This window comes from Siphonobacter sp. BAB-5405, from assembly GCF_002872335.1.
In the GTDB taxonomy this organism is placed as follows: Bacteria; Bacteroidota; Bacteroidia; order Cytophagales; family Spirosomataceae; genus Siphonobacter.
Window position 1 is genome coordinate 88,996 of record NZ_NJAG01000019.1, and the last position, 13,045, is coordinate 102,040.

A 13,045-nucleotide genomic window follows, 5' to 3' on the forward strand; every position below is an offset into this window, starting at 1 on the left:
TTAGTACTACTGAGCACAGAGCCAGAAGGTACCACTGACTAAATCTTTTCATAGCAGTAGAGGTTGTTTTACGATATTTGACACCAAATCTGATTAATCCGTTGCACTGTGGCTTTCTTCTTCCATAAAGTTACTCCGATCCTGCGATCCATTTACCCGGAAATGACCTGGCGGATCCCGTCATCGGAGCCTACGATTTATCTCACCTTTGATGATGGACCGATTCCTGAAGCAACGGAATTTGTCCTGCAAGAGCTGGCCAGGTATCAGGCAAAAGCTACGTTTTTCTGTATTGGCGATAATATACGTAAACATCCTTCCATTTTTCAGCAACTACTAGAACAGGGCCACTCCGTAGGAAATCATACGTTCAACCACTTGAAAGGCTGGAATACAGACGATGAAACGTATTTTGCTAACGTAGCTCAATGTCAGGATTTACTGCCACCTACGCGGCTGTTTCGCCCCCCCTACGGTCGCATTCGGAAACGGCAGGCGGCGTACCTGAAGCAGCACCATCAACTCATCATGTGGGATGTTCTGACGGGCGATTACTCCCCTTCTCTCAAACCCGAGCAGGTTTTACGGGGTACGACCAAAGCCTGCGAATCGGGGAGTCTGGTCGTTTTTCACGACAGTATTAAAGCCTGGAAGAATATGAGCTATGCTCTTCCCCGTACGCTGGACTACCTGGCGGAACGAAATTTCAAGTTTGCGGCGTTACCCATGGGCAACGCCGAAGGCGGTAGTCGCTAAAAATGAACCGTTTTGTACTTAATCGGGACGAATCGTAGATTTCTTCCGCTAGAGTAAAATGGTTTTTGCATTTTCCCATTTGAACTACATACCTCTTGACCCAAGGTCAAGAGTGTACGGATGAGCCCTGAAAACAATGAATAAATGGTACCTGGCAATTTTGTTGCTTTCGCTGGCCTGCGTTACGCAGGCTCAACACGTCATTAAAGGTCGCATTACCGACGCCACTACGGGCGATCCAATTCCCTTCGCAGCAGTCGGATTAAAAGGCGGTTCAGCCGGTGGCAATACTGATTTTGACGGAAACTACAGCTTTGCGGCCCGACAACTCAGCGATTCCATTTTTGTCAGCTACATTGGTTACCAACGGGCGACCAAATCCGTACAACCCGGTCTAGCGGAACAAACCATTGATTTTCAACTTACGGCGGGCTCTTCGCAGCTACGGGAAGTGCGGGTATACGCCAAGGGAGAAAATCCGGCGTTCCGCATTATTCGCAACGCCGTGGCGGCCAAAGCCACACACGACTGGCGGAATCTGAAAGCGTATGAATACGAGAGTTACGTCAAAAATGAGTTTGACGTCAACAAGATTTCGGACCAGTTTCGCAAAGGCCCCATTGGTAAAAAAATCACCGGACCGCTCGAAAAACTACAGAAAATTGCCGGAGACGACGGCAAACCTATTATTCCCATTTTCCTCTCGGAAAGCTTTTCGGATTATTACCACCGCCGCAATCCCGAGCTGACCAAAGAACGTATCAACAAAACCAAGATTACGGGTGTGGGTATTACGGATGGCAGCACCTTTTCGCAGTTCATTGGTAGTGCCTTCCAGCAGTATAACTTTTACGAAAACTGGCTTCCCATTCTTCGAAAAGAGTTCATTTCACCCATTGCCGATGGCTGGCGAGGTAGTTACGATTATTTCCTTGGCGATACGATTCAGATTGATAATGCCCCCTGCTACGAAATAGAAGTGACGCCGCGTCGGGCTCAGGATCTGGCTTTTGTGGGCAAAATCTGGATTGATACGGCCGATTACGCCCTGCGTCAGGTGGACTTACGGATTTCGGGGGATGCCAACATCAATTACGTGGAAAGCATCGCGATTCAGCAGCAACTGACGGCCGTTGAAGATTCGACCACGAAACAACGAGCCTGGCTTCCCAAGCAGACTCGCGTACTGATTGATGTGAAGGAGTTTACGAAGAATTCCGTGGGTTTTCTGGCGAAATTTTTCGTCTCCAATCGCAACTTTAAGATTAATCAACCCCGGGAAGCGACTTTCTACAATCCAGCGGTTGAACTGGCGGATCATTACCGGGAACAAAAGGATAATTACTGGCAACAGGTTCGACCGGATTCATTAACGGCCGAGGAAAGAACGGCGTATTCACTCATTGACTCCGTCAAGAATATTCCCATTGTTCGGTCATATACCCAGATTTTATCCATCATTGCGAATGGGTATCAGCGAATTTATAACGGCATTGAACTGGGACCCTTTTTAAGTACGGGAGCCTTCAACACCATCGAAGGACTACGCTTACGGGCGGGGTTCCGAACGAACGCCGAGTTCAGTAAGGTATGGGTATTGAGTGGGTATCTGGCCTACGGCTTCAAGGATAATGTCATGAAGTACGGTGCTGACGCTAAATACATCATCAGTCGTAAACCCTGGGCTGAGATAGGAGCCAGTACCAGCTATGATCTGGAACAGATTGGTCTGACGACTGAAGCTGTAGGGAATAATAGCCTCTTTGCCACCTATTCCCGCTTTGGCCGCTATCGGCGGGGGTATTACCAACGCGAGTACATGTCCTACATTCGGGCTGAACTTATCAAAGGCCTGACACCCATGATCGGGATTCGCCGACGGAGCTTCGAACCACTGTATAATTTCGCTTACGTGAACAATGGGGATCCGTCCGGTCAATCGGGTACGTACCAGAATACGGAGCTCATAACGGAGTTACGGATTGCGAAGAACGAACTCTTCATTTACAACGACAACGACCGGGTCAGCTTGGGTACGGCTCAGTCGCCCATCTATACGCTCCGGTATTCCCTCGGTCTTCAAAACACGCTGGGTGGGGATTTCAATTACCATCGGTTTACGCTTACGATGGCGGACAATTTTCGGGTGGGCATCCTGGGACGAAGCTTTTACACGCTTTCGGCGGGCTATACGCCTTCCACCCTGCCCTATCCCCTGCTCTTTCCGCATTTAGGAAACCAGTCCCTTTTTTACGTAGGCAACGCCTTCAACATGATGAACTACTTCGAGTTCCTCTCCGATCGGTACGCTTCTCTGAAATATGAACATAACTTTGAAGGGTTGCTCTTCAACCGGCTTCCGGCCATCAAACGTTTGAAATGGCGGACCTTACTCAACGTCAATGTACTGTATGGTGGAGCCCGACAGGCTAATCGGGATATTATCCCCGATTATGATTTGCAGGGAAACCCGATTCCGGGCTTTGGATCGCTGAATTCGAATACGCCTTATGTGGAAGTGGGCTATGGAATCGATAACATTTTCAAGTTTTTCCGGATCGAAGCCATTCACCGACTAACGTACCTGAATCAGCCCACGACCATCGACGGTGTTAAAATCAATCGTTTTGCGGTGAAAGCTTCGGCGTATTTCACGCTATAAAAGAATCGCCTAATTGCTGCTGAATTTCCCGGATGATGGACAGTCCACTGGCCAGAAACTCCCGCACGTAACCCGTAGCCGGTTGCTGAAGCAATTCGGCAGGCGTACCCGTTTGCAGGAGTTTACCTTCCTGCATTACACCCATCCGCTGAGCGATGGTGAGGGCATCGAGTAAATCGTGGGTTACGAACAGACAGGCCAGTCCTGTTTCCTGAATAATCCGTTTGAGTTCCTGCTTTAGCTTCTGACGATTGAGCGTATCCAGATTCGAAAAAGGCTCATCCAGCAGAAGTACTTTGGGTTCATCGGCAATGGCCCGGGCAATGGCTGTACGCTGTTTTTCCCCACCCGACACTTCCCGGGGAAGCTTGTGCTGGACTGCCTCCAGTCCGGTTAACGCCAGCAGCTCATCGAGCCGTTCGCGTTGGTATTCTTTGGTATACTCCCGCAGGGCGTAAGCAATATTTTCCCGGATGGTATGATTGGGCAGCAGCTTGTACTCCTGCGGTACGAGTTTAATCTCCGCATGACCGGGAATGAGGTACCTAGCCGAAGACGAAATTTCCTTGCCTTCCAGCCATAATTCGCCCGCATCCGCCGGAGTCAGGCAGGCTAACACGTTCAGGAGCGTGCTTTTACCGGCCCCGCTGGCCCCGATCATGGCAAAAATTTCACCCGCCCGCAAGTCCAGCGAAAGGTCTTCAATAATGAGGTGCTCGCCTACGCTTTTCTGCAAGTGCTGGGCCTGTAAAAGTGAATTCATCCCACAAAAATGGGGAAATTACTCGAACTGGCTCCAGCGAAGTCGCCGATAACTTTTCAGCGTACTCCACAACAATACGCCGTAGAGTAAGACCATGAACAAGCCACCACCGGGCACTTTCGTTGCTCCCCAGTGGATCAGACCGCATACAGGCAGTACCAGCATGATCATAATCAACATCAGGGTCGTACGTCCAGCCTCCGCTTTCACTTTGGGTTCCTGCGAAAACGGCACTTTCCAATTCGAGTTCTTTACCCAGGCTTCCAGGCTGGTCACAAAAAGAGCAAACAGATAGCCCGCCAGCAGATCATCGATGATGTGCCAGCCCCAGATGCTCAGCAGCAACACGGAAGAAACCAGATAGAACGGCGTATAAAATTTCAATATAGCGGCCTTGAAATTTCCCAGAATCAGCTCGCTCGGGTCGGCAACGGGGGCCGCGTCGTATACCCAGGAGGCCTTGTAATCGTCGGACTGATAGGTATTGGCATAGAAGGTTCCGGCGACCACCTGTAATACATAAATGCCCACCAGATAAAGAGCCCCTTCCCGAATTTGATCGAATGACTGGCGGCCATTCAGCACCGGTCCGATGATCACAAACAGTAGTGGAACGATGGAGCCCATAGCCGGATACGTACGCATTTTAAAGCGACGATCGCGACCCGTAATGTTCCAGGATAACTCGAAGGTGGCTCGCTCGGCGGGACTGTTCGTAACTGCTTCTGCCAGCCAGGGCAGTAATCCCCGCCGGGATTTTTCAACAACCACTTTATCCTCTTCTGATCCCGTAGAGGCCAGACCCGCCAGTTTTTTGGTAAATGAAGGAGCCAGGTATTTGCTGTTTACGTAGATCAATGCTGGTGGTACCAAAATGGCCAGAGCCGACAGAATCAGGTGAGGCGTATCGTACTGTCGCTGATAAAACATATCCACCAAACCCGCCAGCCAGGCGGAGGGTACAGCGTAGTACCACGTTCGAATGCTATGCTCCGCTTCCATCACTTCGCCGAAACGAATCATGCGGGGCATAATCTGATAGCCCGCCGTGAAGAAAATCGACATGGCAATCTGGATGTAACTGATGATGTCTTTGACCCGTTCCTGACTCGAAAAACGCACCACCAGCATATAGAGTAAGGTCGTTAGAAAAACGGCAATCAGAACGGCCTGTAGACTTAGTAATACAAAAACGGGTACGATTACCCATCCATATTTAATGCCTACAAATACAGTCGGCAACAAAATAATGCTTAGCGTCAGCAGGGTAATATAACCCGTTAGGTGTACCAGTCGGGCCATCCAGACGGTACGGTCGCTTACGGGTCGAGGTAGTAAAATCAGATTATCCGTTGTATCGAGTAACAATTCCGAATAGTCGGTAATGAGGGTAAGGGCCACCCAGGCAATGACGTAGCCCAGTACAATGGTCAGAGCCAGCAGTAATGAAGGAGCGATGAATAGAAAAGAACCGATGAGCCCGCCCAGCAAAGCATTGATGCCGTACACCATCAGCAGACGTTGACTGGACTCTTTTTCCTGGTAGCGTTTGCCCAGTGAAGCGTGATTGCGACGGTTATCCATCGTAAACTTGACTTCCACGATGTTTCGCATCATGGCATAATCCACGCCGAGCATACGGAACAGTCCCTGGAGTCGATCCAGTAACCAAAGTATAGAAGAGGTCATAAGGGATCGGGTTATTGTAAAGCCTGTAAGAATTCGGAAGCCTTACTCTGCGTGGTATCGTCGCCGGTAAGTCCCTGGAAAATACGTTCGAGCGAACCCGAATGAGCCTGGGCTTTCAATTCTTCAAAGCTGCCATTGGCAATTACCTGTCCCTGATTGATGATGACGATGCGATCGGAAATCTTTTCAACCACGTCCATGATGTGCGAGGAGTAGAAAATGGTTTTCCCAGCCGTTTTGAGCTGAGCCAGAATTTCCTTGACCAGAATCACAGCGTTGGCATCCAGTCCGGACAAGGGTTCATCCAGAAAGATGATTTCGGGATTATGGATGAGGCCGGAGATGAGCAGTACTTTCTGCCGCATGCCCTTGGAGAAAGTATTCATACGACTGTTAATATGGTTGGAGAGGCCGACCAGATGCAGTAAGTCCTCCGCTTTCCGTTGAATCACGGCGTCGCTCATGCTGTACAGACGGCCAATGAAGGTGAGGTATTCCACGGGAGTCAGTACTTCGTAGAGAGCCGCATTTTCGGGGACGTATCCAACTTGCTTCTTGATTTCCATCGCCTCTGTACGGATGTCCTGTCCGAGTACCCGTACTTCACCGGTAAAGCTGGGAATCATCCCCAGCAGAATTTTGATGGTCGTGGATTTTCCCGCCCCGTTGGGGCCAATGTAGCCGATAATTTCTCCGGCCTGTACTTCCAGATTAATGCCTTTCAGTACGAGCTGGCCGTCGCCGTAGGAATTTTGCAGGTTTTCAATCGAGATAACGGTAGACATAAGGGTGGGTTTGGTTAGGCACTCGTTCGTTAAGCGTTTGTTCTCTATTTCGTTTCACTTGAGGGATGAGCCTTTGATCACAGTCGATGGCTACAAACAGAATACCTTTCGTCTTCCAATCCATCAGCCCCTACGGTACTAGCTTTCGCCCACCCACTTTTTCATACCTGAAACTACATCAAACTTCAAACCCGAAACAGCCCTTTTTATAACAACCGGCGTTTCCATCGTAGGGACGGTCATTCCGTAGTTCGAGCGTTTCTTATTCCCGCTTATGGTTACCAGAGCGAAGACCAGCATCAGGAAAGCCATTATCGCCAGCAATACTTTCCAGAACGATACGGGCCGTTTACCGTCAATGCTTCCTGTTTGGCCATTGATTAGAAACTGGTACGTTTTGCCATTGTATTGGTAAGCACAAATCCAGAGCGGGAGAATCAGGTGTTTGAAGGTTTGGTTGGAATACTGCGTACGCACGCTCAGGTTTCGGTACGTATCATCGGATAACAAATCCGCACAAGCCGATTCAATGCGTTGATCTACCTGTTGTTTCGCCACCGCAAAGCCTTCCTGCGGATCAACCTTATATACCTCCGACTCCCAACCCAGCAGGACTTTAGGTTCGTAATTGACGACCTGATCCAGTAGAAAAGGATACACGCCCTGGATGGTTTGCTGGGGTAACTGCCGCGAAGCCAGAATCAGGACATCGTCAAAAAACTGGTCGTAGGTGCCATTGCGGTACCACCAGCGGGTGCGGCGTACCTGCTGCGTTCGAACATTTCCGTTCGGATCGCGTACGCGTTCGGTTTCGTAGTAGTACGTACCCGCGTCTCCCTCCCACTCCGAATGCGTCTGCACATCGTAAGTCCAGAAGGGAATGTAGATGCCGTGCAACGTATCGAGTCGGGCCAGATTTTTCAAATCATTCGGTGCCCAGATGCTCTGACCAATCCATTTTTTAAAGGATTCCGAAGCCTGATTCCGGGAGATTCGAAAGGGAACAATACCCTGCGGCTCGAACAGCCGGGTTTTCGTGGCTTCGGGGTTAACGTTCTGCGAACCACAAAAGCCGCAGCTAATCGTTGGCGTGTCGTAATTGACTACCGTTTTAGCTCCGCACCGCTGGCAGGAAAACAACCGCCGTTCCACCGTATGCTCTGTATCCGTACGGGCCCGGTTGAAGTCCAGTTCTTCAATCCGATCGTTGCCCAGGGTCAGTTTTTCAGTATAGCCACAGTGATTACAGGTCATGGCTTCTTTTTCGGCACTGTACTGCAACTGGGCACCGCAACTGGGGCAAGGGCAATGAAGAATATCGTCAAGTTCGCGTTCCATAGGGGAAATGAGTGTTTCGTGCACGTTTCAGACGTTTCTAACCCGTCGCCGATCCGAACACTCAACGTATTTATCTTCCCGAAAAAACGCATTTTTTTGAAATCCTTTCAACAGTCAACCTAATTTTCCCGGATTCTGTCAAGTCCTGCATCCGTTCGTATGAATGCATGAGGTACAAAAAGGCAGGATTGTGGACCTTTGAAAGCAAGAAGCAGCACTGAAAAGCGTAGCAAGCGTGCAGGATCAAAATTTTAAGTAGAAAAACGGCTGAGATTGCTCAGGAATACTACCTTGCCAGTCAAGCTTCATAATTATACTAACTGGAAATGCTATGTCAGAAAATAAAGGGTTAGGCCGTAAGATTTTAAACATCTTTTTTGAGGAAGCTCCCGAAGCGGCGAAAGGGACACCCGTTGCCCCGGCTACGCCTTCGCAACCCGTTCCGGCTCCGATTCCGAGATCCGTGGCAGCCAGTGGCACTACCGATGCTAAGTTTGTCGATCACTTTGCTTCCGTACTGGAAAAGAATAATCTGCCCGGCCCCGATTATTTCGAATTCCGGGCTACGCTGAAAAATCTTACTAACCTCGGACTGAGTGAAGAACAACAATTTCAGGCAGCCTGGGCCAGTTTCAAAGCCCTCAGTGGCGGTACCGATCCATCCGGCCTGGTCACCACGGCCAATCAATACCTGAGCGTCCTGCAGAAAGATCGGGAGGCTTTTTTGAAGAGTGTCGATCTGGCGGTTACCGAAAAAGTAGGCGGCTTACAGAACGAACAAAAAACGCTGGAACAGCAAAACGAAGCCCTGGCAAAGCAGATTCTCGATATTCAGAATCAGATCAACGCCAACAAGGAACGGCTGACCCGGATCAGCGGCGAAGTGGACGAACAAAGTGGAAAGCTCACGCAAAACCGGGCGAACTACGAAGCGACCTTCCAGCAATTCACCGAGCAGATTAAAAACGATACGCTAAAAATTGGTCAGTATCTAAAATCATAACCTCAAAAACGCTACACATTCATGGCTGATTTCTCACAATTGGGCGGAGGTACCGATGATGCCGCCAAAAAATCATTCTGGAGTCGTCCGGAGGGAGTCGTCGGTTTTGTTTTCCTGATTGCCCTGGCCGGATTTGGACTGGTGTACTTCAACCGGGTGGTTGAATTTCTAATCAAAGTGACGGAAAATACCTTGTACCTCGCGGCTCTGCTGGCGGTGCTGGGCGTACTGATTTTTCTTTTTACCAGTAAAGACGTTCGTACGGCGGTTTTCTTTCTCTACAAAACCATGATGCGTAAAATCACGGGTCTGGTGATTCAGCTCGACCCGATTGCGATCATGAAAATCTATGTGCAGGATCTGAAAGATAAACGCCGGAAAATGCAGGGTCAGATTGATCAGCTGGCGGGACAACTGGTGAAGCTGAACCGGAAAATCAACGAAAACAACGAAGCCATCAAGCAGAAGTTTGCGGAAGCGAACAAGGCTCAAAGTCTGGCCGACAAGCCCGGAATGAAGGAAGCTGCTTCGCTGGCTACGATTGAAGGAGCGGGTTTACAGGAAATGAACGAGAAACTGCTGCCCCTGCAACGCAACATGAAAACCGTACTGGCCTTTATGGAAAAGGTCAATACGAGTGCGGATTACATCATTAAGGAAACGGAAATCAAGGTTAAGCTGAAAGAAGCCGAATACCAGATTGTCAAGGAAAGCTCGAACGCCCTGCGAACGGCGGTGAGTATCTTTAAAGGGAATCCGGACAAGAAGTTTTACTTTGACGAATCCATGGAATACATTCAGGACGACATGAGCCAGAAACTCGGCGAAATGAAGCGGGCAATGGACCTGTCGATGGATTTCATCAACTCAGTGGATATTCAAAACGGGGTACTATCTGACAAAGGTCAGGCGATGCTGGAAGCCTATAACAAAGGTGACTTCAAGCTGATCCAGTTGGACTCTCCCACCCCTAGTTCGCCCAGTAACCGACCCATTAATCCCCCCAAGGATGAAGGCTACCGGAGCCTGCTGGAATAATTTTCATTACCCATACAACCGATTCTCAATTTCAACTTATCCCTTTATTCATATGCAACGACTCACCGTAACGGGCCGACTGCTCATTACCGCCCTTATCCTGGCAGCCATTTACTTTGGCTTTAAGTACGTAGGCGGAGTTGATTTACTCAAATCGCTTCGCAAGGAAAATACGGAGGAAACCACCAGCCGCTCCTCGAACGAAGGTTCCGAAAGTGCCTCCTCCGAAGGGATTGATGAGGAACGTACTACCACGACTTCTTCCTCGGCCACGCAATCCAACAAGCCCGGTTTCGATTACGAAGCTCCGGTACCCCAGGGTGGTACGCTGAAGGGCGTCGTAGAATTAGGAGCCAGCGGGTTTAACTCCTTCATTATTCGGATAGACGATCAGAAAAACTGGAAACTCGAAAAAGCTGAGTTTGGCAACAGTTTGGTTATTGAAAACATGGCTACCGACGACGACGTACGGGCTGGTCTCAAAAAATACATCGGCGGGATGCTCGACTTTGGCGTGGGCGGTCGTGACATTCACTTTGTAGTGAGTTCAGGAGCCGTCAAGGCGGACGTGACGCAACGCATCATCCGGGTGCTGAAGTCGCTCAATTACTTTGTGAACACCGTTTCAGCAGAACAGGAAGGTAAATTGGCTCTGCGAAGTGTACTCCCGACTGAATTTTACGACTCGGCTTTCGTGGTAGACATTGGATCGGGTAATACGAAGATTTCCTGGAAAGAAGGAAACAAAACGTCGGCTCTGGAAAGCTACGGTTCCAAGTATTTTCAGGAAGGTAAAAGCGATAATACGGTTTACGACGAAGTGAAAGCCAAAGCCAAGCAAATACCAAGTAGTCATCGCAAAACCTGCTTTATCATTGGTGGGGTACCTTTTGAATTGGCGAAAGCCGTTCGCAAGGGTAAAGAGCGGTATACCGTACTGGATGCAGCCGACGCCTATAAACTCGACAATGCTAAAACCCGGGCGGGCTTGAATATCTACAAAGCCATTGCGGACGCTACGGGTTGTGAAAAATTCGTATTCGACTGGGATGCCAACTTTACGATCGGCTTCCTGCTGGATTTGCCGAAGTAGTTTGAATTATGTTTGAGGTAGGTTTGATCGTTTCAAAAGGTTTAAAGTGGTTTGAGGGAACGTTTGATGTGGTTTAATTTGCTCAGGTGGCCAGGGGTTTGACCCCTGGCTATTCGTATTAAACCCCTCCGGGGTTTTAAGATGGTTTAGGATTTACGTTGCTAGTAGCTTAGTAGTTAGCCCACTACCCTTCTGAGTCTTCCATTTTTAAACCTGCTCAAACCCATTCAAACCTCCTAAAACCCCATCCACCCCCTATCCATGACGCTTCAGGATTTGTTCCGATCCGTTTCTCAGCAGCCGGGACCTTTCGCCTTGGTCTTGATGTGTATTCCGTTGCTGGCCTTACTGGTTAATCTCTGGTCGGGGCGAACGCCGGAGGAGATTTTGCGGTGGAAATATGCGTATACCGTACTGGTCTACGCGGCAGCCATTCCGGGGGTCTTTGCTTTCACGCTGAATATCTACCTTTTTCTCTTCGAACGGCAGAGCGTCTGGACGATGAACCTGATTACACAAATTTTGCCGATGATTAGCATGGGAGCTACACTCTGGATGATCCGGCAGAAGATTCCGTTTTCGTACGTCCCCGGTTTTGGTAAATTGTCGGGGTTTCTGACCCTCATTGCTGCATTGATCGGTACTCTATTTTTTCTGGATCGGCTTCATTTTTACGCCGTTACCTATGTTCCGTTTGTATACCTGCTGGTGGGCTTTGTGGGCGTGTTGCTACTCATCCGCTTCGCCTGGAGTCGTTTATTTTAATAATAAAAAAGCCCTGAAAGAATGGAGTGCCCCCAAGAAGTTAGACACTACTTGGGGTATTTTATTATGTCAAGGAACAAGAAACACAGTTTTGAATTCAAATTAAGATGCGTAAAGACAGTATTGGCAGGCAAAGATTCGATGAGTGGAGTGGCCCGCCAACAGGGGATTGATCATTCATTAGTGAAACGATGGTGTCGAAGCTATGAACGTTGGGGGCTGGAAGCTTTACGGCCTAAGGTAGGTAAACGAGTTTTTAGTGCTGAATTTAAGCTAGCGGTTCTCAACGTTATGCAGCAGCAACACCTATCTTTAGCAGAAGCCTGCTTACGCTTTCATCTTTCAAGTGAAGGCCTTATCCTTACCTGGCAGAAACGCTTTAAATCGAAGGGAGCAGCAGGCTTACAACCTCAAAAGAAAGGACGACCGACTATGCAACCCAACGAGAATCAAGCTGACAAATCCAAGGGAAAACGTCCCGTAGAGCCCCTGACTCGCGAAGAAGAATTACTCAGGGAAAATGAATACTTACGGGCTGAAGTGGCTTACTTAAAAAAGCTTCAAGCCTTAGTTCAACTAGACAAAAAGCGAAAGTAATTCTAGAACTAAGGCAGCACTTCGGTTTGGATACGCTTTTGAGGTGTGCCGGCCTAGCCCGAAGCACCTTTTATTATCAGGCTAGTAAACTCACTCAGCCTGAGAAGTATGAGTTCATCAAAGGCGAGATAGAAAAGCTCTATCATCAGCATAAAGGCCGTTTAGGGTATCGTCGGATTACACTGCTGCTCAGGAAAAAGGGTATGCTAATCAATCACAAAACCGTGTTTCGATTGATGAACGAACTCGGGCTGAAGAGTCTCATTCGAGTCAAAAAATACCGTTCGTATCGGGGAGATACAGGCACGTTATTCGCTAACGTTCTAGCTCGAAACTTCAAGGCCAATGGCCCGAATCAGAAGTGGGTGACGGATGTTACGGAGTTTAAAGTTAAAGGAGAGAGGCTCTACCTATCGGCGTTGATGGATCTGTATAACCAGGAAATTATCAGCTATGAACTCTCTGGTAAGCCCGTGTTTCAATTGGTAATGAACATGCTACAAAAAGCACAGAAACAAGTAGGCAAAAACTTAATGATTCATTCAGACCAGGGGTG

At 48.9% G+C, this 13,045-nt stretch carries 12 protein-coding genes; 8 read left to right on the forward strand and 4 right to left on the reverse strand.

Features of this window, described 5'->3' with window-relative positions; all coding sequences use genetic code 11:
• The first annotated feature begins 108 nt into the window (after positions 1-108).
• Together BWI97_RS15985 and BWI97_RS15990 are read left to right on the forward strand one after the other, a co-directional pair.
• A complete protein-coding gene (locus BWI97_RS15985) occupies positions 109-756 on the forward strand; it encodes a polysaccharide deacetylase family protein (protein ID WP_233207870.1) in 648 nt (215 codons plus the stop codon).
• Between the two features lie 136 nt (positions 757-892).
• Positions 893-3,418, forward strand: coding sequence for a DUF5686 and carboxypeptidase-like regulatory domain-containing protein (locus BWI97_RS15990; RefSeq protein ID WP_102201773.1), 2,526 nt, complete (start codon positions 893-895; stop codon positions 3,416-3,418).
• Here the strand turns inward: BWI97_RS15990 and BWI97_RS15995 are convergent.
• The 4 genes from BWI97_RS15995 to BWI97_RS16010 form a co-directional block, all read right to left on the reverse strand.
• The gene (locus BWI97_RS15995) at positions 3,408-4,181 is read right to left on the reverse strand and encodes an ABC transporter ATP-binding protein (protein WP_094808360.1); all 774 of its coding nucleotides are present in this window, start codon (positions 4,179-4,181) and stop codon (positions 3,408-3,410) included. The genes BWI97_RS15990 and BWI97_RS15995 overlap by 11 nt on opposite strands.
• Before the next feature lie 18 nt (positions 4,182-4,199).
• Positions 4,200-5,870, reverse strand: a complete 1,671-nt coding sequence (locus BWI97_RS16000; protein ID WP_146010962.1) for a hypothetical protein — start codon at positions 5,868-5,870, stop codon at positions 4,200-4,202.
• An 11-nt stretch (positions 5,871-5,881) separates the two neighbouring features.
• Positions 5,882-6,655: an ABC transporter ATP-binding protein gene (locus BWI97_RS16005; protein ID WP_094808362.1), complete on the reverse strand. Its 774-nt coding sequence runs from the start codon at positions 6,653-6,655 to the stop codon at positions 5,882-5,884.
• 138 nt (positions 6,656-6,793) lie between these two features.
• Complete coding sequence (locus tag BWI97_RS16010; RefSeq protein WP_102201777.1) at positions 6,794-7,993, reverse strand: IBR domain-containing protein; 1,200 nt, start codon at positions 7,991-7,993, stop codon at positions 6,794-6,796.
• A 331-nt stretch (positions 7,994-8,324) separates the two neighbouring features.
• On the opposite strand from BWI97_RS16010, the gene BWI97_RS16015 reads away from it, so the two are divergent.
• The 6 genes from BWI97_RS16015 to BWI97_RS16040 form a co-directional block, all read left to right on the forward strand.
• Entirely contained in the window at positions 8,325-8,996 is a 672-nt protein-coding gene (locus BWI97_RS16015) for a hypothetical protein (protein WP_094808364.1), read from the forward strand.
• 21 nt (positions 8,997-9,017) lie between these two features.
• The gene (locus tag BWI97_RS16020) at positions 9,018-10,034 is read left to right on the forward strand and encodes a hypothetical protein (RefSeq protein ID WP_102201779.1); all 1,017 of its coding nucleotides are present in this window, start codon (positions 9,018-9,020) and stop codon (positions 10,032-10,034) included.
• Between the two features lie 52 nt (positions 10,035-10,086).
• On the forward strand, positions 10,087-11,127 hold the full coding sequence (locus BWI97_RS16025) for a hypothetical protein (RefSeq protein ID WP_102201788.1): 1,041 nt from the start codon (positions 10,087-10,089) through the stop codon (positions 11,125-11,127).
• Between the two features lie 261 nt (positions 11,128-11,388).
• Complete coding sequence (locus BWI97_RS16030; RefSeq protein WP_102201781.1) at positions 11,389-11,892, forward strand: hypothetical protein; 504 nt, start codon at positions 11,389-11,391, stop codon at positions 11,890-11,892.
• A gap of 66 nt (positions 11,893-11,958) precedes the next feature.
• On the forward strand, positions 11,959-12,489 hold the full coding sequence (locus BWI97_RS16035) for a helix-turn-helix domain-containing protein (protein WP_255403016.1): 531 nt from the start codon (positions 11,959-11,961) through the stop codon (positions 12,487-12,489).
• Positions 12,489-13,045, forward strand: a 557-nt coding sequence (locus tag BWI97_RS16040; RefSeq protein ID WP_233207872.1) for an IS3 family transposase, incomplete at its 3' end; no start/stop codon positions are given. The genes BWI97_RS16035 and BWI97_RS16040, both read left to right, overlap by 1 nt.

Coding starts and splice junctions, on each gene's coding strand:
- BWI97_RS15990 (WP_102201773.1), top strand. CDS start 893: ATGAATAAATGGTACCTGGCAATTTTGTTGCTTTCGCTGGCCTGCGTT.
- BWI97_RS15995 (WP_094808360.1), bottom strand. CDS start 4,181: ATGAATTCACTTTTACAGGCCCAGCACTTGCAGAAAAGCGTAGGCGAG.
- BWI97_RS16000 (WP_146010962.1), bottom strand. CDS start 5,870: ATGACCTCTTCTATACTTTGGTTACTGGATCGACTCCAGGGACTGTTC.
- BWI97_RS16005 (WP_094808362.1), bottom strand. CDS start 6,655: ATGTCTACCGTTATCTCGATTGAAAACCTGCAAAATTCCTACGGCGAC.
- BWI97_RS16010 (WP_102201777.1), bottom strand. CDS start 7,993: ATGGAACGCGAACTTGACGATATTCTTCATTGCCCTTGCCCCAGTTGC.
- BWI97_RS16015 (WP_094808364.1), top strand. CDS start 8,325: ATGTCAGAAAATAAAGGGTTAGGCCGTAAGATTTTAAACATCTTTTTT.
- BWI97_RS16020 (WP_102201779.1), top strand. CDS start 9,018: ATGGCTGATTTCTCACAATTGGGCGGAGGTACCGATGATGCCGCCAAA.
- BWI97_RS16025 (WP_102201788.1), top strand. CDS start 10,087: ATGCAACGACTCACCGTAACGGGCCGACTGCTCATTACCGCCCTTATC.
- BWI97_RS16030 (WP_102201781.1), top strand. CDS start 11,389: ATGACGCTTCAGGATTTGTTCCGATCCGTTTCTCAGCAGCCGGGACCT.
- BWI97_RS16035 (WP_255403016.1), top strand. CDS start 11,959: ATGTCAAGGAACAAGAAACACAGTTTTGAATTCAAATTAAGATGCGTA.